This window comes from Peribacillus sp. NPDC056705, assembly GCF_043656335.1.
The window spans coordinates 21781-43889 of the sequence record NZ_JBHTYI010000010.1 but is presented as its reverse complement, the minus strand read 5'-3'; the positions used below and the strand labels follow the sequence as shown (position 1 = coordinate 43889).

The window sequence follows — 22109 nt, the reverse complement described above, 5'->3', positions numbered from 1 at the left end:
TTCGGGAGGTTCCCTTTGTGTATGTACCTGGGGGAATGCTTGGGGTTCCGATTGTACTTGGAGAAATGACAGCTATAAATATCCTATCGGTGGCGCAGCTATGGGGTTTGAAATCACTTATTATTCAGGAACTACAACTATAGACGACGGGTTTGCTCTTTTTGTGTGATTGAAATAATGTTGTCCGAGGTCTGTACGGGATGACTTTATGCTATTTAACGATGTACTACATCCAGGTGAGGCGTATAAAATTTGGAGGCAAGAGTAAACTTGCATAAGCTCCAGATTTATGATGAGGAAGAGAGTGTGGTAAATTGATTATCTTTGCGTAAAATTTCAGTTTTACGAATAAATGGACATGAGAATGAATGTTTGGTATAATATTCATATAATAATTAAGGGAGCGTGTCTTATGTATACTGAAATGTTTCAAACCATTCAAGATACTCTCATAAAAAAAATAGATCCCGTTTTCATTATTATCTTTGGTTCTTATGCCAAAAAATCTACACATAAAGACAGTGATATCGATATTGCTTTCTACAGTGAGAATCAATCGCTTACTACATATGAAGTTTTTCAGCTGGCACAGGAATTGGCAGATATTCTGAAAATCGAGGTGGACTTGGTCAATATCCGTACAGCATCCACGGTATTTAAAGCCCAGATATATACTACCGGTACAGTTATATATTCAGCGAATGACACTCTTCTTAAAAACCTCCAAATGACTGCACTAAGCATGTACGCTAAATTGAACGAGGAGCGCGAAAATATCTTAAAAAAAATAGGAGAAAGTGGGACCATCTATGAAGAATGATGTGATATTGAACAAAATCAGTGTTATAGAACGTTGCATGAATCGGGTTAAGGTCGTATACGAAAACAATCCAAAAAACCTGAAGGACTATACCAAACAAGACTCCATCATCCTCAATATACAAAGGGCTTGCGAAGCGTCAATCGACTTGGCCATGCATATTGTAGCTGAACGGAAATTAGGATTGCCCCAAACCAGCAGAGATGCTTTTGACATGCTTCATGAGGCTTTAATTATCGACGAAAACGCCGTCAAACGATTAAAGGCCATGGTGGGTTTCAGAAACATAGCCGTTCATGACTACCAGACGGTTAATATAGACATTTTGCAGCAAATTGTTGCGAACCATCTTGAGGATTTTACTGACTATACAAAACAAATCCTCAAATTTTAATAAAGGAGTTTTATGATGAATTACAAAATCCGTGTTTATGAGCTCCATACAAATAAAGAAACAATCAAGGTAGATAAAATTTTTGAAACAAAAGATGCTGCAGAAGCTGCTATCGAAAATCATAAACTTCAAAATCCAGAAAAATATGAGTATGTAAAAGTTCCTGTGAAAAATTAATTATTTCAGCCCTATCCTTTCGTGCTTGGGCTGTTATGTTATTTAAGTCAATAACTTGAACATAATATAATTATGTAAACAACTATTCGTAAAAATTGAATTTTACGCATAAATTAAACTTTAAAAAGGAGTCAATCAATGGCCAATACCAGGCAACATCAAGTCCATGAACAGAAATTGGAACAGCTGGTTAAGTCCATGCCTTTCTATATCGTTGAATATGTTGACAATAAATTGGATACCCGGTCCCCTTCCACCCTCTTGAATTACGTTCTTGATTATAAATTATTTTTGGAGTGGCTGATTGCGGAAGGCATTGCTGAACAGGAGCATATTAAGGATATTCCCCTTTCCGTGCTGGAAAAGTTGAAGTTAATCGAAGCTCAATCTTTTATCAAATTTTTGGAACGGAGAAATATTCCTATCAATAAGCAGGAAACAAAAAAAGCGGAAAAGGTATCCGTCAATCGGAAAATTTCAGCATTACGTTCCCTTTTCAAGTATTTAACGACCCAGACGGAAAATGCAGACGGCGAACCTTACTTCTATCGGAATGTCATGTTGAAAATTGAAGTGAATAAAGTGAAGGAAACATTGGGGGCGCGTGCTTCCAGAATATCGACGAAGATTTTCCACAATGATGAGGATGCACGGTTTCTTGAATTCGTGAAGCATGACTATGAAGGAGAGCTACCTGAGAAGTCCAGGAAACTCATATACTTTAAAAGGGACAAGGAACGTGACTTTGCGATCTTATCCCTCTTCTTAGGAAGTGGCATCCGGGTGAATGAGTTATCCAACTTAAGGCTACGAGACTTGGATTTCGAGGAGAAACAAATACATGTGTTACGTAAGGGTGGAAAAAAGGATGTAGTGGCAGTCTCTCCTCCGTCTATGCAGGACATTAAAGATTACCTAGCTGTGCGATCGGAACGTTATAGAGGATCTAACGATGATGCGGCCTATGTATTCTTGACTAGGGTGAATAATGGTGCCACTCCTCTTTCCAACCGCGCCATCGAGGCTCTAGTAAAGAAATACACGAAGGCATTTAAGTCCAATAAATCGATGTCCCCACACAAACTGAGGCATACGTACGGGACAAACTTAATGGAGCAGTCAGGAGATATTCATTTACTGATGACGCAACTTGGTCATACTTCAACTACAACCGCTGCACTATATACAAACCCTGAGCAGGAGAAGGCTAAAAAGGCTGCGAAACTGTTGGGAGAGAAAAGAACCAACTATCGTGAAAAGGATTAAATAAAAAAAGAGAAGATTTTCTAGTCTTCTCTTTTTTAGTGTTGCTATAAGGGGCAGAACAGTTAATTTTTAGAGGAAATATATTCTTGAAAATGTTTAGAGTTATCTTAGCATTAGTGATTATTGTTCTATCAGGTTATAGTCTAATAACTGAAACCTTGGAGTTAATGCAGTATTATGTGTTTTTCCTTGGGGCACTTATGTTGATGACAGGATTAGCCGAATTGAAGAAGATTATTGTCCATGCAGATACCACTGTTATAGACAACTTTCGTCATAATGTAAGAAATGCTAAAGGAATGTGGTCACGAGCTACAACTATTATATTGCAATTAGTGAGGGATTTAGGACAGGATTAATTGAATCATATGAACAAGTCCAAGAAAAATTGATTGAGATAGATGAGATAGAACGATCAGGAATAGAGATGGGACTAATGGCATTTCGTCATCCTCTTGAAGATTGCACCTTTTTCTGAGAAAGTACTCAAGAGAGCCAAATATAGGGGAAGAGTGACCCCGTTGTGAAAGACGAAAAACTTAAATCTCTTAAAGAGCAATGGGAATCGATTGTCATCATTTTAACGATAATTACGGACCGATTGTAAAAGATGGTTTCACTTTTGAAGGTGGTTATACTCATCTGATATCAAGTGGAGATGGTGATTTTTTAACCGAAACGACTTTATGGGATTTTAAAGTTTCAAAGAAAGATCCGACTAATTCAATAACATTGAAATCTTTAGGTTTAATATACCCACCCTCTTGGCTGTTTTGTTTTAGTTACCCTTCCCATTACTGAAACCATAAAAGCACCCCTATCTAAAATCAACTTTCCTTATTTTACCATATTTCTAAAATTCCAAATCAGTTTTTTTATCAATTTATCACCCTTCTAAAAACTTTTTAAGCCGTTAAAGAGACGTTTAAGGTATTTTTAGTGTTTGGGGTTTCGGCAACCACCATAACCATTTTTACCAACTGACATTACAGAATGATTTGGCTTAGATATCTTTAAGAACGATGTAGCGGTCTGAGGTACACGAAATGCTTTTGAGGTTTTCGTTTCTGGACAAGTTTTTGCAGTGAACAGTAAGCAATTTTTACCTGATCAGTCGGGAATTGCAGCTGAAAAGCAAAAGTATTTAGGGCATGATTCTGAGAAAAACTGGAATCACGCCCTTTTTTTATGTTTAGGTCAACAACTAACAGTGATATCTGTAATAACGTATTAAACGGTTTTTTTTACAAATACTATCGGAATGAAATCAATTATGAAGGTGTGAAAGAGCTATGGTAAAGCAAAAAGAGGTCATCAGCACCTTAAAAGAAAAATTTAATGATAACAGAGATTTGATTGTCCACCAGTTTGAATATTACAAAAAGGAAATCTATCTAGTATATCTCGAAAGTCTGAGTGATGAACAAAAGATAAGGAAGGATGTAATAGAACCTTTGCTTTTATGTGAGAAAGAAAGCAGATATTTATTACATCTTTTATCTCTTCCAACATGTAAAAAGGTCAGTACCGGTGACAGACTTTCATCATTATTAATAGATGGATATCTGCTCATTTTTTTAGGGGATGCCGTTTACTCGTATCACATTATGAAGGCCACCAATGACCAGCCGCAGGACGCAACCGTGGAAATGTCTGTTCTGGGTCCGCAAAAGGCGTTAAGTGAAGACTTAAGCACAAATGTTAATTTAATAAGAACCCGCTATCCCGCTTTAAGCCTTATGGTGGAGCAGCAATCAGTCGGAACGGTGTCTAAAACACCCATTGCCATTATGTATGATCGGGACCTGGTCGATCATGATGTGCTAGGAGATCTAAAGAAGAAAATCCCAGAACTTAAAATGGATATGATTCAAGCCATCGGCGAGCTTCAGAATGCTTTAACTAAGAATAGACACAATCTCTTTCCGACCATGATGGACACACAAAGACCAGATCGGATTGCTTTAAATCTTGCGCAAGGAAAAATAGCAATTCTCCTGCATGGGACGCCTTTTGGTTTAATTGTTCCGGTAGTATTTTTTGATTTTATATCTGCAATGGATGACACATCTCATACTTTTTGGGTGAGCAGGTTAATGATTTTGATTCGATATATGGGGCTGATCATTACTCTCATTCTTCCAGCTTTGTATGTGGCACTGACCTCCTATAACCCTGAGATCCTAAGGTCCCAGCTTGCGGCTACGATTGCTGGCAGCCGTGCAGGCGTGCCTTACCCATCTTTTTTTGAAGTCATATTTATGCTTTTGGCGGTAGAAATGCTTATTGAATCTAGCCTGAGGCTTCCGAAAACAATTGGACCGACTGCGACAACAGTTGGCGGATTAATACTTGGCCAGGCTGCTCAGCAGGCACAGCTTGTCAGCTCAATCATGATTATCATTACCGCCTTCGTAGCCATTGCCAATTTTACCATTCCCGTTAATTCAATGAGTTTTGCAGTGCGGGTCGCACGCTATCCTTTGATCTTACTGGCCAGTTTTTTCGGAATAATGGGTTTATTAGCGGGGATTATCATTATAGTTTGTTACCTCACTGACACACGAAGCTTTGGTACACCTTTTTTAAGAATGTATTGGGGATCCTCTAAGAGAATAGAGAAAATAAGCGATGAAACGAAGGGAGAACGGAGTTAGTTGGCACGTTATTACTATTACATTATCTTAATGAATATGTCATTAAATATCATTCTCAACGTTCCCATGGTTTTGATACAAAACCGTTTCAATGGGTCGATTACATCCATTCTCATAAGTATCCCCCTTGGCACCCTGTTGGCTTATCTTTTTACAAAGGGTATGGGCAGATTTCCATATCAGGGCCTGCCGGAAATATTTAAAGAGGTAATGCCGGGATATATCAGAGTTCCTTTTTTATTTTTTTTATCGTTAATGTGGCTAGCAGCCGGGACCCTTGCTGTAAATTCGTTTAGCTATGTTATTAAGCTCTATCTGAATCCGGAAATGGATCTAAGAATCATTTCGGGTTTTCTTATTCTCTTGCTTATATTTGGAGCAACCCGAAATACTCAATCTATTTTGTATAAAACTGAAATTACCATGCTGGCCGCTCTTCCATTCGTAGGCTTTATTATCTTCAAAACACTATCAAGTGATTATTTTTACCCTGTACATATTAAGAGAATTCTACAATTCACCTGGCAAATGCCTAACTACAGCTCTATTGCAGCAGCCAGTTATATATTTACTGGATACATCAATTTGGCGATTATTAACAGAAATGTCCAAGCGAAGGAGATCCTTAAATATTTTTGGATAATTCCCGTACTCGGTTCTTTGATACTTGCCTTTACGTATCTTATACCTTTTGGATTTTTAGGGATTCAATCCATGGGTGATTTTGTCTTTCCATGGATGGTTACGTCAGATTCATTAAGAATGCAATATGGGTTTATTGAACGAACCAGTTTTGTATTAGTTTTTGTATTCATGCTGGTAACGATGCTCTTTGGTATAGTCACCTGGAATGTTGGCCTTGAGCTAATGAAAGGTGCCTTTGGTATACAAGATAGAAAGACTGGCATGCGCTTATTTACATTAACCTTTCTTTCTATTATTGGATTCCTGAGTGTCTATTTTCAAGAATCCGTGAACCAAAGGGAGTTTTTCGGGTACGCAAAATACTGGTTTAACTTACGGCTGCCTGTTGAAGTGGTATTAGTTATGGTTGTTTTTCTACTTTCCTTGAGGAGGAAAAAAACATGAAAAAGAAGGATTCCTTATTAATCTTATGTGCTGTCCTTGCACTTGTGGGAATGTTAGCAGGTTGTGCGTTTAAGGATATAGATAAGCGCTTCTTTGTGGTGTCTATGGGTGTAGATAAGTCAAATAATCCTAAGAAACCCTTCCATGTTTCCCTGAAATTATCGATTCCCTCTGCACAGGTTCAGCCGGGAAATGCTAAATTCCAGATTATTTCAGAAGATGCAGATTCCATTGCTGAAGCAGTACGGGTCATGAAATCCAAGGTAGACAAGGATTTTGATTTTGGCCATTGCCGGGTACTTATTTTTGATAGATATATTTTAAAAAGTCACCAAGCTGAAGTTCTTAACTGGTTCATGCGAAGGAGGGACATCCAGGGGATTTCCTACATGGCGATTGGTAAACCAACTGCCGAGATGGTCCTTAGAGTAAGATTTAAATCAGAAAGAGTAGCGGGAAACGCTCTCAATTTATCCTTTGATCAAACCACCAATACCTCTCCTTACATAGTATCTGAAATTCTTAATGATTATTATATGAGGTTAAAAGAGGACGGAATCGATCCATACCTCCCTGTTATTGAACCATTGGAAGATACTTACGTTATTAATAAGGTAGCTTTAATAAAAGGAGAAAAATTAATAGGTGAACTGAATAGAGATGAAACCAGAGTCCTTAATGAACTCTTAAATACAAGCCGCAAAGGCCAAATTAATGTCAGGCATGGGGATAATGAATTTTTTGTCAATGTAGACCGATTTAAAACAAAGATTAATCTGGTGATTCCTAAGCGAAAAAAACCCTATGTCCAGGTGAATTTGAAAATTGAAGGAAGTATTGAAGCCTCCGAAAAAAAGCTGGAAAATAATTATGAACTGCTAGAAGATCAAAAGCTGGCTGCCGAGGTTATCAATAAGAGAGTAGAAGGAACGTTGAAAAACATTCAAAAAATGGGAGCTGATCCGTTGGGTCTGGGCTTGATGTATCAAGCTAAACAAGGGGTATCAGAAAAAGAAGTGAAAAAGTGGGAAAACCTATATCCAACTATAGAATTTAAGGTCAAAACAGACCTAACACTTAGTGGGACTGGAACGATGTACTAATGGTGCGTGAAATACCGCTGGCGCTTTACGGATTTATACAAGAGTTTTATACAAATGGACGGCATGCAACGGTTATGCCGTTTTTGGTGTGCCAGGCATATTCATTAACTAGGCGGTGAAAGTCCGCTGTGGGCGTTGGGATATGCGAACCATTAGCTAAAGGCAAGGGTGTCGGCGGTGACTTGGAATCTGAATGAAGCCCAAGGCAAACCCTTGGTCTATACACAAATGCATTTGAGGTTTTCGTATCTGGACGCGTTAGCAAAACAAACTTCCTTTGGTCCTTCACCCTCGGCATTCATTAGTTTTATGAATAATTATAAAGGTTTCGATGGAAGGACAATTTTAAGGGAAATTTGATGAAAGGTATGAAAATATTTTTTCTCCAGCTATTACAGATTGTGGTCTAGAACCTTATAGAGTCGATAGGGATACTAGTGTGGTAATCCCTATCGACGAAATAGTGAGTGGTATAGAAATTCCAAACTTTGTTTAGCAGACATTACCCTTGATAATCCTAATGTTTGGTTTGAATTAGGATATGCTTTAGCTTACGGGAAAGATGTTGTTTTGATTAATTCTAATGAGCGTGACCATCTTAAAAGATTAGATGGTTGTTTTTGGATTTTAGTTTACATAAGATAAATTATAGGAAGTTGAGAATATATAAAATTCATTGTCTCAAATTGACAAGTAATCTTATTATAGTGAGACGGAATAAATAAATTCAAAAAAAGTACACATCTTACACATACCATTCACAAAAGATTCACACTTGTTAAGTGTATAATATAGGTACTCCTTATTTTGATCTCTGAAACGATTGTCCAGGACCAGTTGTATTCAGAATAAACCTCTAAGTTCATTCCCTTAGAGGCTTTTTTTATTGAATCTCATTGTAACGAGTATTCTTAAATTTTGAGACAGAATTAAAAATTTAAATTATTTTTATAATCCCTTTTTGAAACAAATATCGAGCAATTACAAATAATCAGGCTTATATGCATACATTACTTTTAAGCTAAATCCCTTAAATTGCTAGATTACTTACCATCAGTTTAAGCTTTTTACACCAGAAGCTAATTCTGTGTATGGGCAGTCCTCTTACTTGATTTATCTTTGATAAAGTATTAATAAGGTGCTTAAATAGATTTTGTCCTTTCCCCCTCGATAAAAGCTGCCATTGGACAAAACTCCTAACCAAATGGATGTAACCATCTCACCATCGACAAGTACAGAGCTACCCGTAATATATGTGCTTGCCTCTGATACAAGAAAGGTTTCGACTTTTGCAAATTCTTCAGGTGTGCCATACCGTTCCAGAGGAATGGTCTTTTTCGACTGTTCTGCTGCTACTTCTCGGGAAATCCCCTGTCTATCAGCATTTATCTGATTAAGATGGTCCGTTCTTTCTGTTGCAATTCTGCCCGGCGCAACCGTATTAAATAAAATATTATAAGGGGCCAATTCTACAGAAAGAGTTTTCGTAAGTCCATCGATTCCCAAACGGATTGTGTTAGAAAGAATGAGCCCTGGAATCGGCTGTTTAATAGAGGTGGAAGCAATATTAATAATTCTTCCGCCTCCCTTCTTCATATCCGGGAGCACTTCTCGAATAATTCGAATATAGCTAAGGAGGTTCAATTCGAAGGATTTCTGCCAATCTTCATCAGAAATCTGTTCAAAATTCCCTCCAGGAGTACCACCTGCATTATTAACCAAAATGTCAATTGACCCAAAGCTTTCTCAAGTAAACAGTACCAGTGAACGTATATTTTCAATATTCGTAACATCAGAACGATGATAGGCAACCTGTCCCTTTCCTATCTGCTGTAGAATTACCGTATAGATTTAACGCCAGCACCCAATGGATGTTGGCGTTTTTTATTTACTATATTTCTCGATTAAATCTGTTATTATGCAAGCTCGAGAATATCTCTCTGCAAACGAGCCGAAGTATAGGTTCTTTTTCGCCATAGCTGATTCTGCTTCTGTGCGGTTGTTACTTGCTTGTAGCGCTTTTACCATAGTAATAGCTTCCATTTCCATGGTTTCATTTTCACGGTCAATTGCTGAATGTTTTTTTATACTATGAGATTTTTATTTATGGCGGCAGTTTTTGCAGACTTTGATGGTTTGGTTTGTTTCAGTTTTGTGCGGGTAGAGAAGCTTTACTCCTGTTCTTTCACACAGTGGGCATGTCCCTCTGCCATTTGAAGGCAAGTGGCTGATTGTTTTTCCTCGGTTTCTTTTTGCCATTCCCCATCATTCCTATTCATAGTAATTCTTGTTTCTTTATTAAATGATGAACTGGCACAAAGGTTGATAGGCATTTAATGGTTTTTAACAATAGAGCCGCAATTCACATGAAATATATTACAATTTTCCTTTTACAAAATTAAACAAAAAGCAACAATATTAAGCAATAAAAACAGTTGATTATCAATATACAGTTTATGGGAATTATAGTGGAATAAAATCCAGTAATTTTGTGCTCCTAAAATTACTAGGTTTCGAGTGGAACAGTACTTTTTAAATAGGAAAAACAACCCAAAAATTTTATCTTCTAAGATTAAGTATTATAAAAAAGAACTCTTATTCTTTAAAGGATGTTATTCTAAAAGCATTTTCTTTAGGCAACGTTACATTGCAATTAATAGATTATATTCGTTCAAAAATTAGTTTTAAAGACATTAAAACGTGTTACTAAAAGATTAAGAAGATTAATTTAGTAGGAGTGATGTAGTTGGAAAATATAAAACAAAAACTTTTTAACTCTGATGTTGGTGTTTGGTTAGGGGTTGTTTCAGTTGTTTGTTACGCTTCGTATTATATTTATGCTACTTCTTTTAACCAATATTATGGATTGCCTAGCAATCTTGTTGAGCTTAAAATTGAGAATGTTGCAATAGTAATTGCATATGGTATATTCATAATAAGTATTTTTTTTGTGATACCAGAGAGTTATAGAAGGGCTTGTAGGCTTATTTTTAAGAAATTTCCTTCTTTGAATACTAGAAAAAAAGATTCTATCAAGTTGATAGTACTCCTTATTGCCCTTTTTATCTGTACAATCTTAGTATTTCCACTGTTTGGTTTTGAAATCACCCAATTAATAATATTAGGAATTATTTTGGTTTTATTGTCCAGTAATAAACAACCAGCATCAAAATGGACTATGGTGTTATGTATCTATTCTGTCGTAGGTTTGTCAACTATGTTTGGTACTAATAGTGCTGCGGAAAAGGAAGATTATCTAATTATGAGTAGTACCAAGAATAAGAATTATATAGTAATTAAGACCTATCAAGACAAATTTATTATTGCTCCAGTTAATTTGAAAAGAAAAGAAATAACACCAAAGTTTCAATTTATAGAAATAAAGTCGGATAAAGATAATAAAGTGGAGTTCACATTAGTACATACAGGTAAGTTAAAAGTGAAAAAGGTAACCGGAGAACAATATTAATAGTTAGTTCTTATAAAGGCTTTGAGCATAGGGAACTACCCGAAACAGGAATTAATTTAAAATTTAAACCAAAAGGACCTATTAGCTCGCCTGTTTATTATTCTGGATCCTAAAAAAATTTATAAACCCTATACTTACTATAGCTATCGCTACCCAGTTTTTCACTACTGGCTCACCAACCTATATTACTTGGGTGCTTGCGTCAATTACTTCTGAACCTAAGCTTTTTTGGACATTCTTCATTCATGGAAGCAATTGTCCAAACTTACCTTTTATAATCCAATTTTCACTATTTACACTTAGTGACGACAAATATAATCTTTGACTACAAAAGGAGTAATAATTAAATTTAAAACTAGCAGGATTCTTCTTTTTAAGCATCGAAGGTAATAATAGTAAGTTTACCAATTAATTGGGAAAAAGGAGGAGTTTAGGTGTTTAGTAGCAAAAAAGACGATATTCAAGATCATTTAATTAAAAAAGGATATGACATTAAAGAATTCATGAATGAAAATGGGGATGGGTACTATTTCAAAGTAAGTACAACATGGTCAGGAGTTCATACAGTAAAAGTAAAAGATGGATTTTTTGGATACGACATTCAAAAAGTTAAATTATGAACATATATAAAATAGCCTTTAGGCTAAATGAGCAGGCTAAAGCCCGCTTATTTGGCCTGCCCTAATATTATTACTTTGTGTTTATGTTATTCTATTTTCTTTTATTGTAAAATAAAGATAAAGGAACATCCCCTTATAGAGACACCTACCATTCTACATATTGCGATAAATTAAGATGTCCTAACGAGCCTTATTATGACTCACTAAATTAAGTTATTTAATTAGGCCCTCCAATGGGAAGCAATCTATATTCATCTTGTAGTTTTACCATTACGACTGCCTTACTTTACTCTTCAGCATACTAGGTTTATTTTTTTTCAGTTAATAACAGGGATTTAATCCGGATCCAAGGACGCTCATTCTCCCATTCTACTTTGACTGGGACACGAAAGGTCTTTTCCAATAATGATTCGGTTAATACGCCCCTTTTTTCTCCTTTATCCATAACGTTCCCCGAATTGATTAACATAGCATTGGTTATAGATGGTACAATTTCTTCAATATGATGTGTAACATATTAAATGGTTGGGCTGTTCGGTGCAGCAGTCATCTCTTCAATAGATGTTAACAGCTCTTCTTTAGAGTAAATATCCAGTCCATTGCAAGGCTCATCTAAGATTAATAATTGTGGTAAAGACATGAGGGCCCTTGCAATCATTACTTTTCTTTTTTCACCTTGATAGAGTGTGTGGATGAATTGCGCTGACTCCCTAAGCTTTCGCTGGTCAAACCCTAAAAGCGGCATAATCCCCACTTTTTTGTATCCAACTTATTGAATCAAATCCCTAATCCTTAACCAAACTCAGGCTTTGGCAATTCGACCTTGCCGCTTTAACTGCTTCAAAGTAAATAGATTTATAACATTTCTATACTATTTCCTAAAAAATCATCTATATTTGATATTTGTTTAATCTCACATTGAGATATATAATAAAAATAAGATAAAAAGAAAGCGCTTTCAATAATTGAATACTTCGTTACTTCTCATACTATAAGGAGGATTTAAGATGAGCCAAGTAGAAAGAAATTCAAAATTGCAGAAATTAATTGAGCAACAAAAATTCAATGAGAAAGAAGCTTCCAGGATGACAGATTCACAGATTGAATATTATCACTGGCTCTATTTTGATGACTCTGTTTATGATTATATGTAACTCAAATATAAAATGATAAAAAGCGGGAAAAACATTGATAATTCAGGGTTTCCCGCTTTTACTTTTATCACTTTCAGAAATAATCCAACAACATTAAGGGATCATATAAATCCAGAATCTTATCATCTAACTGGATAACTTAGCCTTTATCGATGAATTTTCGATATGCTCTTGATAAGAAATTAGTCAAATCCTGTAGAGAGATTCACTCGCATTGTCTGGGCATGCGTATTTCTCGGGTCAATCCACTAAACACCAGCGCCTCGGAGTTCGATGGCTCCGGAAAAGTGGAACAGAACCTGAAAAAAGGCCTTGCCGAATTTTCAACCGGCAAGGTCTATCCTGCGGATTTGTCCGCTTCCTATAATATCGGGGCTCGCTATTTCATTTGAGCTTTTCAAAAATCTACTTTGGAATCGAAGTGGTTGTTTCTTCAGGCAAAAGTTCCTGAGCTGGCAATAAGGACATCGCCTTGTCTTCGTTCATTAGTCTCCAGCATGCACTTGGGCTTCCGAAGGAAGCTTGACCAGCTGATGCTGACAATACCAAAAGCAGACCAACGACGAACATCGGATCTCGCATAAAGTACTGCCGCAGTATGAACAATGCCAGCGCGACGAGCCCTTTCGATTCACCTCCTTTTATTGTTCACAAGCGTAATTATCTTTGTCTCGGTCCATCTTCGCTTGATAAGCAGGATGGTCGGATGGTACGCCATTTGGATATTTGGTACGTAAGTCGGTGCAGTTCTGGAAGAACTCTGCTTGTGGCTCTGGCTCTGGCTTCGGAGCAGGTTTAGGTTTTGGAGCGGTAGCGGGCTCTGCTTTCTTCTCTTCTTCATAATGGAAACCGTGGTCATGGTCTACGTGAGCATAGCCTGGAATACTCCAAACTCCAATCTTTTTATTACGAGCGATATCCTGTGCCTTATGAAATTCATCGAGCATCGTTAAATCGTTATATAAGTAAGCGGTAGCGGCTAATCCTTTTTCCAATACCATTTCTTGATAAGTCGTATCCCCTACCCAAACATACGCTAATACTCGGCCATACTTATCGGTTCTCTCTTTTCCTACTTGAATCCCAACAGTTTTATTCTTTAATGTTTCTGTAGCAAACTGAGAAGCTTCGGGACCGAACTTTTCGACTGGCTTTTGTGGGTGCTTGGTCTCAGGTGTGTCGATTAATAACATACGGATTTGTTCTTGCTTTCCATCCATGAGGACTTCGATTGTGTCTCCATCAATGACTCGTACCACTTTCGCTTTGACTCCATGCTGTACGGCTTTAGGAGTAGCTGTTTTAGTTGTAGCGGTTGTAGTAGCTTTTTCGGAAGTCTTCTCCGTTTCCTTTTTAGCTGTTTCAGAATCTTTTTTCTCAGATTCTTCTTTGGCTGCTTCTTCTTTTTTCTCAGCCTTTTCTTCTTGCTTTTTCTCTTCTTGCGATGATTTGGTTTTCGTTTCATTAGAAGCTGTTTCTGTATCTAATGTCGGGTCGTTAAGTATGGCGATCATAAAGACTACGAATGAAATTAAGCTGAATATAAACGATTTTCTCCATTTCTTCTTTCTAAAAATATCAATGATTCCTTTCACGATAAAAACTACGAATAATAAAAACGCGATAATCTGAATTGCTCCTAACATCTTCTTCCTTCTCCCCCTGTTGTATCTCGTATAGTTCTTTCATACATCAAATTTTTGTTGCCTGCTTACTGATCCACTCGTCTAGGCTTTCAGCAGTAACGTACTCATTATACATCTTTGTATTCTTTACGTGGAGTAGGTCTTGAAGAGGCTCAACCTTAATCTTATCACTAAAACATACTCATGTTTCACACTTATATCTTTCCAAAATGAAAGGAAATTTTCCAAACAGAAAATCGATTTTCTGAAAAGGATAGTATCCTGGAAATGATTATGCTAATTTAAATTACTACGGAGAAAGTAATATTGACGAAGAGCTAATCATAACCGACTTAGGACAACTCCTTTTTATACGACAATAAACTATTTAAATACCGATATGGAATATAGTTATATCAATTGAATTAATTTAAAGTCAAGGAATTTTAAGTAATCTAGAGTCGCTGAAATGTCTATTTCATGAGCAATATGAATTCTATCCTGCATTTCCTTTGTTAAGTAATAAGTGGTCTTTTTCCACCATATGATTTATTAACACTTGGACATCTAACGTGTTGAGTGTATGTAAAATATGATTGGTTTCTATCCGTTCTAATAACTCACCGTACATAATTCCATTGGTTTCTTGGCAAATAGAAATGATTTGATGGAAGGCAATGTCGATTGGAAACGGGTAATCAGACGCAGGTTCAATCCATTTTTCAAGGATTAATTCCATGACAGCCAGGGAATGGAGAAGACTATCTTCCTTTGTCGTATATAGTTGCAGCATTTGGCTGGCAGTAGTACCACCACTTTTAGATTTATCCCCCACTTTGTAGACTGGCTTTTTTGAACTTTGTGTGCTTTCAAATTCTTCAGTATTTATACTTTCCTCATTGTGGTAAATTCCTAGAAAATCGAACTAAATAGCTTTTGATATCTTTTACTTAATTTTCATAAAAACAGGTTAATAAAATATCTGTTTTACTGATTCTTTTCTTCATTTCTTAATTCTTATTATTACATTTTCAAGTTTATTTAATAAAATCAGCTCGGTTAAATTCCCTATAATTGCTTTATTAGAGCTCTTCAATTTCCTTTATTACTCTAAAAACTTCATAAAAACCACTTAAATCAAAATCAATAAAATTCTCTTGTTGATTTAGTATATATTCAGCAAATTGATTTTTAGATAAAGCAACATTTTCATCATCAGCATTATATACATCACAATCAATAATTTTAGGATTCCTTAACTTATGTGCATCTCCAGAATATGTTAGTATTTTATCTTCCAAATGCCTTCCTGAAATAGTTGAAAATTCAGAGGTTAAAAATAATCTTCTTCCATTTTCATCTTCAGTCTTGATATTAACATCTCGATATAATAATTCTATTGATATACCTTCATATTCACTTCTAAAATTCGGCTTTGGTATACTAAAGGCAAAAACATTATTCCCTAAATTATGTCTTCTTTCTTTTGCGTATTTTTTTCCATTTGCTTCATCACTATCAAAAATTCCAATTATTTTTTTATTTTGATTTACTTTAGCCAATTCTCTTAATAGAGTATTTAATTGAGAATCTGACATTTGCAGCATTGTTTCGTCATATTCTAAAAATTCTAAGTCGAATTGATTAAACTCTGTTTCTAATTTTAATTTATTATAAGCGTTTTTAAGATGCTTCCAATCTGTTTTACCTTCAGTAATAATTAAGGTTTTAGTATCTTGTTTTATCCTATCTACTAGTTGTCTATGTTCATCTTTTAAGCCTTCATATCCATTTACAAATATTTCATAAGCCTCTTTTACTTCACTAAAATCATCAACAGAAATTTCTTCACCATTTGGTAAATTAATTAATTGCCATTTTTCCTTAAATTGTTCCTCCATGCCCAAAAGCATAAATGGTGAATGTGTAGTAATAATAAATTGTACATTTGGAAACAATTCAATTAATTCAGGGATAATATTTCTTGCAAATTCAATATGTAAATTCAAATCAATTTCATCTATTATTACAATTCCTTTTACATCCCCTAAGCTATGAATATGCTGTGATTCATCCAAATTATCATAACTTTTCAATATAGAAGCAAATAATGATAATAGCATAGCTTCACCTGAGGAAAGGTGCGAAAAAGTTGGTGCAATTTCACGTTCATTATCACCAGTTTCTTTTAAAATTATTGATATTCTTCGTCCTGCTTTTTGAGTAACACCTATTCTTGCACTTTCAATATTCTTATATTTTACTTGGTAAATTACCGTAAGTATTCTATTAATTAAATTCTTCAAAATTGTATTTCTACCGTTTATTTGTACCATTTCTAAACCATTTCTAAATTGATTATCATTAACATGAATCAATACTTTATTTACTTTACTTTCATATAAATACATATCTAATAATACATCTAGAAGCCAACCTTCAACTTCATTCAATACGTTTTCTTTAATTAATGAATTGTTATCGAAACCTAAATTATTCTCAGTAAACTGGAAACCAATCTGTTTATTACTTTTATTATACCAAGCTGGTACATGGTATCTATGTACTGGAAAATATGAAATAATATTATTCTCTAATTCATTTTCAACATTACTTCCAATAATAGACTTATAGTAACCTATTTCCTTATACCTATCATCAGTGTAAATCATTGGAAAATACTCATAACTCTCATGTAACCTAGCAGATTCAGCAATATTATTAGACATAAAATCAATATATTTAAATAATTTATCATTTTCTCTGTACGTTACTTCAACCAAGCTATCATTAGCCTCTATATTTATATAGTTTTTCTTCCCAGTTTTGTAGTAGTTATTTGTTTCTACTTCAGTAATTGAAGTATATTTCTTACGTTTTAATTCGATTAGACTATCCACCATTTGACTTAATAACAAAGTCTTACCAGACCCATTCTTTCCAACAATAACAATAGGTTTTGGTGAACCGTTTTCATTAAATTGAGGAATTAAATCTAAATCCTTAATAGAACCATATCCTTTTACCATTACTCTTTCTAAATACAAAATTGATTCACATCCTAACTTCATAACTTTTAGTAATCACACTTCAATATTATACCATTTAATCAATTTGAAATAGGATAATTCTACTAACTCATTTAAACTGAATAATAGTTTTTTTATTGAGATATAAAATAATAAAACACAGCGCTCATTCGTGTTTCATCATGATTTATCGTAATTAATCGGGTTGGTATTACGGTATTAAATCCTATACAAACACAAAAAAAACACCAATGGCGTTTTCGTTGTGCACGAACGAATATAAGACGGAAATTCTAATAGAAGATCATTCTGAGCCAATGAAAAAAGCAAGACTGTCTCGTTATCGATTGACAGAAATTCAAGATTACATAAACGAAACAGGAAATATAGAAAACGGAAATTGGGGTTATTTGTTACAAAAGAAAAAATGGTGTGAGGATAAATACATCGCATTAGAGAAAAAAATAGGTATTAATGAGGAAAGAAAAAATACGAGGAATTTTTACCCAATCAGAAATCAATGACAATTGAAGAAACCATCGATGTAATTAAGGATTATTTAAGGGTCAATGCTGACATGGAAGAGCTCATTGAAAAAATGCTCACTAAAATTTCAATTGACCAAAACCGAAATATAAACGATAATCTTGGAAAATTGGACAATGAACTATCACAGATGCAATTCCACAGATACCTAAATACCCAAAAAATATACCAATTGAACAACGTTCACACGGATTGGGATAAACAAGTTACTTATATTATTACGACAAAAAATAAGGAATTACAGGCGGAAACAAAAGCCATCCCACAAGAAAACAGAATGTTGAAGGTTAAGGACTATGAATTTAAGATCCAAAAACTTTATGAAGAAATAGCCGTGCTAGATTCTACAATTTGGTGAATTAATGAAGCGTTTATTTCAAACGAAAAAGTCAAGCAAATTGAGGAAAATAACAAAGTTCAGCACAAAATAGAAAGAAAGTTATTTTGGTTGACAACTATCACACTCGGCTTTGTAATTATACAAACAGTAATCGGATATTTAAGTCTACAATAAGAAGCGCCAGATCGTTTATTAGCGACTGGCGTCTTTGCGGCTAATTCCTTTGGAGTCATGGACTCTTCCCCTAAACCGGTTGGAGTGAATTTGTTTCAAAAATATTCCTCATATGCCACTTAAAATACAATTTATTTTCCGAATGAATCTGAATTTTAGCACTTGGTATTAATCCATACCAATTTATGTATAGGAACTTCATAAGGCGTATAGTCATTTAACCATTTGTCCAATTTTAATTCTCTTTCATACTTATCATCTATACTAATTATATCTTTTAATCGAAAGTACATAGGTTCTAATAAGTCCTCTATATTTTCTTTAGCTTTACTATGAAAATTAACATAATTATTATTCCTCCTTCCATATAAGTAAGCTAATGAAGCACCAGTAATAGCAACTAATAAAGGAAAATACTCTTTAAAAAAGTCCATTAAATCACCTAATTCCATCTATTAATATATATCTTTTATTTCCAATTTAACGAATTTGAAAGTATGATCTTAAAAAGAGGACCTCTTAAACACTTTGGTAATGTACCTGAACTAACACTACCAGGTTAGTTTAAGGATTAATTAGATGATTAAAGAATAACCTGCATACTAATTTTTTACAATAACAAACAATCGTAAGTATCAGTCATCCCAAATACAAATGATGTTAGTAAGAATTCTTTGATGTTTGTTTTATTTCTACATACACAAAAACAAAGCGACGGAAATGTCTAAGTTGTATAGTAACAATAAAGTTTACTATTCAATAATCGGGCCAGATTGTTGAATAGACTGTGAAAAATAAACTTAAAGTAAAGTTGCAAGTTAAATTTTAAAAAACTTTTGTATTGTATATGCTTTTTTAATGCGAGAGAATGGTTGAATATATCTAATATGGTAGAAAAGTTAGATTTAAAATATCTGAAGAGAAAAGAGAATTACAGGTAACAAAATTTCAAGAAGGAGGAAGAAGATAAATGAAAGATGAATTAGTAAGTTATAGGCTGGGTGGATGGTGTTATTATGGTAATAATACTGCCCAAAATCCCTCATTTAAAGAAACAGATAATGTAGGTAAATTCATGACGTATGGACAAGGTGATCTTTCAAATGAAATGCAAGAATTAATACTTAAGGCAATCAAACAGGGTATCACTCCATTAATTAAACATACTGATCTTGATACGCTTGATTTTAATCCACGTTCAAAAGATAGCTCATGGGTAATTGTTTGGTATTCTAATGATGAAGAAAAAGCTCTAAAGGGTTTAGCTAAATTTTTAATTGATCATGGGTTAGTAGCGAAAACTAAGTCTGGTAGATATTATAATATTTCATTTAAATATGACAAACAAACTCGAAATGGTGAATATGCCGAACAATTTAAATCGTCCATTTCTTTGAAGGATTTAATAGATTTGAATACTGGGAAATTCTATTAAATTATTTAAGTAAAATAAAGGAGTATACGATCACTAATCGTATACTCTTTTTGTTGTTTAGGGAATAATATGACCTTACGCAATCGGGCGCTTTTATGGAATAAAAACTAGATATTAAACGACTTTATTGTCATTCTAATAAGTATTTTGCAGCCACACTTTTAAACTTGTTATGCAGACGGGGATTATAAGTAAAAACATTCAGTGGACTATGCCCTAGGGGAGGGAAGGAATTTTAACATTGCTTATATTTAAGATTGTTCTCATAACAATTGGGACATCCACTACGATTACCATTTCTATTGTATATTTGTGCATCCCATTCGTGACTGCACTTTTTACATAACCACCAAACTTTAAAATGAGAGTTTGCAAAGTAAGCTTGCGGACCCTTTTCATTTTTAGTTGGGTGCCACTCCTTAACTAGTTCTGGATTTACAGCAGCTAAATTATTATCCGTATGCAACCTTCTATTCCCACAATCTGGACAGTTGTTGCCTCCTTTTGTTCTACTTGCAATTGTAGCAGACCATTGATGTCCATGAATACAAACTCAATTTACTTTTTCATGACTTGCAACTTTAAAATTTTCTGGCTTTAAATCCCCATTCTTCTGGTAATCCCATTCTTTTAAAAGTGTGGGTCTAACAGCGGCTAATGAATTTTCATATTCGTAACGATCCATTAAATCTAAAATTGACACATTATCTCTTTCAATATTTATATCAGGACTTTGTTGAATATGATCAATAAATATCTTTTCAAGACACCTTTGAAATGCTTTCATAGAATGATTTTTTTAGATAATAAAAAAATGTATTTGGATTCGGTGATTTATATATAGGACATTCCGGTTCTCGAATTCTAATGAGCTTTGTATATGGCATTTTTTCTAGTATCGCAATGTCTTTTTTTATATCACGCTTATAATCCTTATGATATAGACCTCCGTCATATTCAATTACTAATTTAATCGAAGAAATGTAAATATCCAAAACCATACGTGTGCCTAAAAGTGGTGTTTCCATCTCAACATCATCAAAATGTTTTTTTTAGTAATAAAAGAGTGCATATGATTGTTTTGACACTTTCTTCGTTTTATTACATCTTGGACACCCTGTCCCACCACTTGTTTGATGTTTTGGAGTTGTTTCCCACTCATGTCCCTTCTTACATCTCCATAAAACCTTGTACGATGAACCAAGTGGGACATCTCTTGCAGTCATACTTTTATAATCAATACATTCAACCCATTCATTTGCAATATGCGGATAGAGGTTAGCTAGACTGTTTGTTTCATTCACCCTTAAACCTCGACAGTATGGGCACCAACTACTCCTTCTTTTTCTAGTCATTTGTTTAATTGACATATCAAACGAATGACCTTTTTTACAAATCCAATAAATCACAATATTGGATCCAGCAAGTACCTTATCTTGAGTTAATGAACTATTTCTCTCTTTGTCCCACATGGCTACTAGATCTGGTCTTCTTCCTAATAATGATCGTTCAAAACACACTTTTGAACCTTTGCAATATGGGCATCCTGTTCCATTAGATCTAGATGCTAATTTTGCCTCATAACTTGGATGTCCTTCTTTGCATTTCCACCAAACATGCTGTCTTCCTTTTGGAGGAACATCATTTGGCTTTATATCACCATTTAATTCATAATCCCATTCATTGGCCAATTCTGGATATTCACTTGCTAGACTTTTCTTCATTTATACCACTCCAAGAAATGCAGATTCTTAATTTATTCATATCCCAAATTTACAGTAATTAGACAATTTTAGAGTGTAGTGTTCTTACTTTTATTTTTTCAACTACCGTAGCTTTGAAAGGAAGCTTGGTCAAATTAATACTAATAACCTTGATAAACGAACAAAAAGAAAGAGCCTGTATAGAAAAAAAGATAAACAGAGGCTTTTTAATAAAAACATATTAAACAATTAGGCCCTTTAATGGAGAAGATAGATGCTTATTACTCTTCTTCCTTTATACTTATTAACCCTCTAGCCAAAAATATTTCTACATTTATGCAAAAAGACGTCTATTGGATAAATAGACGTCTACTTTCTGTCATATTTCTCACTAACTCTTTTCACCCATCCCCGCGGTAGGCCGCCTCTTTAATTAGTGATAAGATTTGAAAATTTGCTTATAGGCAAGAATTAGATTAGTTTATACACCGATATTGCATTTGAAATT

General features: G+C 34.5%; 24 protein-coding genes and 1 pseudogene. 15 read left to right on the top strand and 10 right to left on the bottom strand.

Annotated elements, in window-relative coordinates; translation table 11 throughout:
- Nucleotides 1-17: 17 nt before the first annotated feature.
- The 9 genes from ACFRAK_RS14545 (at nt 18) to ACFRAK_RS14505 (ending at nt 7506) form a co-directional block, all read left to right on the top strand.
- Nucleotides 18-143, top strand: a complete 126-nt coding sequence (locus ACFRAK_RS14545) for a hypothetical protein (protein ID WP_387704695.1) — start codon at nt 18-20, stop codon at nt 141-143.
- Between the two features lie 269 nt (nt 144-412).
- Nucleotides 413-820 (top strand): type VII toxin-antitoxin system MntA family adenylyltransferase antitoxin, encoded by a 408-nt coding sequence (gene mntA, locus ACFRAK_RS14540; protein WP_394571951.1) that lies wholly within the window; start codon nt 413-415, stop codon nt 818-820.
- Entirely contained in the window at nt 810-1214 is a 405-nt protein-coding gene (gene hepT, locus ACFRAK_RS14535; RefSeq protein ID WP_394571950.1) for a type VII toxin-antitoxin system HepT family RNase toxin, read from the top strand. The genes mntA and hepT overlap by 11 nt, the downstream gene beginning before the upstream one ends.
- Before the next feature lie 15 nt (nt 1215-1229).
- Nucleotides 1230-1391, top strand: coding sequence for a hypothetical protein (locus tag ACFRAK_RS14530; RefSeq protein WP_387704691.1), 162 nt, complete (start codon nt 1230-1232; stop codon nt 1389-1391).
- Between the two features lie 138 nt (nt 1392-1529).
- Nucleotides 1530-2657, top strand: coding sequence for a tyrosine recombinase XerS (gene xerS, locus ACFRAK_RS14525; RefSeq protein WP_394571949.1), 1128 nt, complete (start codon nt 1530-1532; stop codon nt 2655-2657).
- Nucleotides 2658-2743: 86 nt separating this feature from the next.
- A complete protein-coding gene (locus tag ACFRAK_RS14520) occupies nt 2744-3016 on the top strand; it encodes a hypothetical protein (protein WP_394571948.1) in 273 nt (90 codons plus the stop codon).
- 933 nt (nt 3017-3949) lie between these two features.
- Nucleotides 3950-5314 (top strand): spore germination protein, encoded by a 1365-nt coding sequence (locus ACFRAK_RS14515; RefSeq protein WP_394571947.1) that lies wholly within the window; start codon nt 3950-3952, stop codon nt 5312-5314.
- The gene (locus tag ACFRAK_RS14510) at nt 5315-6403 is read left to right on the top strand and encodes a GerAB/ArcD/ProY family transporter (protein ID WP_394571946.1); all 1089 of its coding nucleotides are present in this window, start codon (nt 5315-5317) and stop codon (nt 6401-6403) included.
- Nucleotides 6400-7506 carry a Ger(x)C family spore germination protein gene (locus ACFRAK_RS14505; protein ID WP_394571945.1) on the top strand — a complete coding sequence of 369 codons (1107 nt, stop codon included), beginning with the start codon at nt 6400-6402 and terminating at the stop codon, nt 7504-7506. The genes ACFRAK_RS14510 and ACFRAK_RS14505 overlap by 4 nt, the downstream gene beginning before the upstream one ends.
- 1203 nt (nt 7507-8709) lie before the next feature.
- Here the strand turns inward: ACFRAK_RS14505 and ACFRAK_RS14500 are convergent.
- Nucleotides 8710-9342 (bottom strand): annotated as a pseudogene (locus ACFRAK_RS14500) (SDR family oxidoreductase); the annotation flags it as partial.
- A gap of 910 nt (nt 9343-10252) precedes the next feature.
- On the opposite strand from ACFRAK_RS14500, the gene ACFRAK_RS14495 reads away from it, so the two are divergent.
- Nucleotides 10253-10975, top strand: a complete 723-nt coding sequence (locus ACFRAK_RS14495) for a hypothetical protein (protein WP_394571944.1) — start codon at nt 10253-10255, stop codon at nt 10973-10975.
- Nucleotides 10976-11409: 434 nt separating this feature from the next.
- Nucleotides 11410-11595 (top strand): hypothetical protein, encoded by a 186-nt coding sequence (locus tag ACFRAK_RS14490; protein WP_394571943.1) that lies wholly within the window; start codon nt 11410-11412, stop codon nt 11593-11595.
- Between the two features lie 517 nt (nt 11596-12112).
- Here ACFRAK_RS14490 and ACFRAK_RS14485 read toward each other — a convergent pair.
- Nucleotides 12113-12340: an ATP-binding cassette domain-containing protein gene (locus tag ACFRAK_RS14485; protein WP_394572001.1), complete on the bottom strand. Its 228-nt coding sequence runs from the start codon at nt 12338-12340 to the stop codon at nt 12113-12115.
- A gap of 262 nt (nt 12341-12602) precedes the next feature.
- On the opposite strand from ACFRAK_RS14485, the gene ACFRAK_RS14480 reads away from it, so the two are divergent.
- Nucleotides 12603-12749, top strand: a complete 147-nt coding sequence (locus tag ACFRAK_RS14480) for a BH0509 family protein (protein ID WP_394571942.1) — start codon at nt 12603-12605, stop codon at nt 12747-12749.
- A gap of 405 nt (nt 12750-13154) precedes the next feature.
- On the opposite strand, the gene ACFRAK_RS14475 is transcribed toward ACFRAK_RS14480, so the two are convergent.
- The 4 genes from ACFRAK_RS14475 to ACFRAK_RS14460 all read right to left on the bottom strand — a co-directional run bounded on the left by ACFRAK_RS14475 (nt 13155) and on the right by ACFRAK_RS14460 (nt 17421).
- Entirely contained in the window at nt 13155-13331 is a 177-nt protein-coding gene (locus tag ACFRAK_RS14475) for a hypothetical protein (RefSeq protein WP_394571941.1), read from the bottom strand.
- 59 nt (nt 13332-13390) lie between these two features.
- Nucleotides 13391-14395 carry a thermonuclease family protein gene (locus ACFRAK_RS14470; RefSeq protein WP_394571940.1) on the bottom strand — a complete coding sequence of 335 codons (1005 nt, stop codon included), beginning with the start codon at nt 14393-14395 and terminating at the stop codon, nt 13391-13393.
- Nucleotides 14396-14870: 475 nt separating this feature from the next.
- Nucleotides 14871-15209 (bottom strand): hypothetical protein, encoded by a 339-nt coding sequence (locus ACFRAK_RS14465; RefSeq protein WP_394571939.1) that lies wholly within the window; start codon nt 15207-15209, stop codon nt 14871-14873.
- Between the two features lie 247 nt (nt 15210-15456).
- The gene (locus tag ACFRAK_RS14460; RefSeq protein WP_394571938.1) at nt 15457-17421 is read right to left on the bottom strand and encodes an AAA family ATPase; all 1965 of its coding nucleotides are present in this window, start codon (nt 17419-17421) and stop codon (nt 15457-15459) included.
- 299 nt (nt 17422-17720) lie between these two features.
- On the opposite strand from ACFRAK_RS14460, the gene ACFRAK_RS14455 reads away from it, so the two are divergent.
- Both ACFRAK_RS14455 and ACFRAK_RS14450 read left to right on the top strand, forming a co-directional pair.
- Complete coding sequence (locus tag ACFRAK_RS14455) at nt 17721-17927, top strand: hypothetical protein (protein ID WP_394571936.1); 207 nt, start codon at nt 17721-17723, stop codon at nt 17925-17927.
- A complete protein-coding gene (locus ACFRAK_RS14450) occupies nt 17924-18307 on the top strand; it encodes a hypothetical protein (protein ID WP_394571935.1) in 384 nt (127 codons plus the stop codon). Before ACFRAK_RS14455 ends, ACFRAK_RS14450 begins: the two co-directional genes overlap by 4 nt.
- Before the next feature lie 311 nt (nt 18308-18618).
- Here the strand turns inward: ACFRAK_RS14450 and ACFRAK_RS14445 are convergent, their stop codons facing one another.
- Nucleotides 18619-18915, bottom strand: a complete 297-nt coding sequence (locus ACFRAK_RS14445; protein WP_394571934.1) for a hypothetical protein — start codon at nt 18913-18915, stop codon at nt 18619-18621.
- 518 nt (nt 18916-19433) lie between these two features.
- Between ACFRAK_RS14445 and ACFRAK_RS14440 the strand changes: the two genes are divergently transcribed.
- Nucleotides 19434-19898, top strand: coding sequence for a hypothetical protein (locus ACFRAK_RS14440; protein ID WP_394571933.1), 465 nt, complete (start codon nt 19434-19436; stop codon nt 19896-19898).
- Between the two features lie 235 nt (nt 19899-20133).
- Here the strand turns inward: ACFRAK_RS14440 and ACFRAK_RS14435 are convergent, their stop codons facing one another.
- The 3 genes from ACFRAK_RS14435 to ACFRAK_RS14425 all read right to left on the bottom strand — a co-directional run bounded on the left by ACFRAK_RS14435 (nt 20134) and on the right by ACFRAK_RS14425 (nt 21622).
- On the bottom strand, nt 20134-20364 hold the full coding sequence (locus tag ACFRAK_RS14435; RefSeq protein ID WP_394571932.1) for a zinc-ribbon domain-containing protein: 231 nt from the start codon (nt 20362-20364) through the stop codon (nt 20134-20136).
- Nucleotides 20365-20451: 87 nt separating this feature from the next.
- Nucleotides 20452-20685 (bottom strand): zinc-ribbon domain-containing protein, encoded by a 234-nt coding sequence (locus ACFRAK_RS14430; protein WP_394571931.1) that lies wholly within the window; start codon nt 20683-20685, stop codon nt 20452-20454.
- A 265-nt stretch (nt 20686-20950) separates the two neighbouring features.
- Nucleotides 20951-21622, bottom strand: a complete 672-nt coding sequence (locus ACFRAK_RS14425) for a zinc-ribbon domain-containing protein (RefSeq protein ID WP_394571930.1) — start codon at nt 21620-21622, stop codon at nt 20951-20953.
- Nucleotides 21623-22109: the final 487 nt, after the last annotated feature.

What these genes read in the sequence shown, in the direction of transcription:
- ACFRAK_RS14475 (WP_394571941.1), bottom strand. Translation starts at nt 13,331, where the DNA reads ATGCGAGATCCGATGTTCGTCGTTGGTCTGCTTTTGGTATTGTCAGCA.
- ACFRAK_RS14430 (WP_394571931.1), bottom strand. Translation starts at nt 20,685, where the DNA reads ATGAAAGCATTTCAAAGGTGTCTTGAAAAGATATTTATTGATCATATT.
- ACFRAK_RS14505 (WP_394571945.1), top strand. Translation starts at nt 6,400, where the DNA reads ATGAAAAAGAAGGATTCCTTATTAATCTTATGTGCTGTCCTTGCACTT.
- mntA (WP_394571951.1), top strand. Translation starts at nt 413, where the DNA reads ATGTATACTGAAATGTTTCAAACCATTCAAGATACTCTCATAAAAAAA.
- ACFRAK_RS14450 (WP_394571935.1), top strand. Translation starts at nt 17,924, where the DNA reads ATGACAATTGAAGAAACCATCGATGTAATTAAGGATTATTTAAGGGTC.
- ACFRAK_RS14515 (WP_394571947.1), top strand. Translation starts at nt 3,950, where the DNA reads ATGGTAAAGCAAAAAGAGGTCATCAGCACCTTAAAAGAAAAATTTAAT.
- ACFRAK_RS14480 (WP_394571942.1), top strand. Translation starts at nt 12,603, where the DNA reads ATGAGCCAAGTAGAAAGAAATTCAAAATTGCAGAAATTAATTGAGCAA.
- ACFRAK_RS14445 (WP_394571934.1), bottom strand. Translation starts at nt 18,915, where the DNA reads ATGGAATTAGGTGATTTAATGGACTTTTTTAAAGAGTATTTTCCTTTA.
- xerS (WP_394571949.1), top strand. Translation starts at nt 1,530, where the DNA reads ATGGCCAATACCAGGCAACATCAAGTCCATGAACAGAAATTGGAACAG.
- ACFRAK_RS14425 (WP_394571930.1), bottom strand. Translation starts at nt 21,622, where the DNA reads ATGAAGAAAAGTCTAGCAAGTGAATATCCAGAATTGGCCAATGAATGG.
- hepT (WP_394571950.1), top strand. Translation starts at nt 810, where the DNA reads ATGAAGAATGATGTGATATTGAACAAAATCAGTGTTATAGAACGTTGC.
- ACFRAK_RS14485 (WP_394572001.1), bottom strand. Translation starts at nt 12,340, where the DNA reads ATGCCGCTTTTAGGGTTTGACCAGCGAAAGCTTAGGGAGTCAGCGCAA.
- ACFRAK_RS14530 (WP_387704691.1), top strand. Translation starts at nt 1,230, where the DNA reads ATGAATTACAAAATCCGTGTTTATGAGCTCCATACAAATAAAGAAACA.
- ACFRAK_RS14455 (WP_394571936.1), top strand. Translation starts at nt 17,721, where the DNA reads ATGAAAAAAGCAAGACTGTCTCGTTATCGATTGACAGAAATTCAAGAT.
- ACFRAK_RS14470 (WP_394571940.1), bottom strand. Translation starts at nt 14,395, where the DNA reads ATGTTAGGAGCAATTCAGATTATCGCGTTTTTATTATTCGTAGTTTTT.
- ACFRAK_RS14440 (WP_394571933.1), top strand. Translation starts at nt 19,434, where the DNA reads ATGAAAGATGAATTAGTAAGTTATAGGCTGGGTGGATGGTGTTATTAT.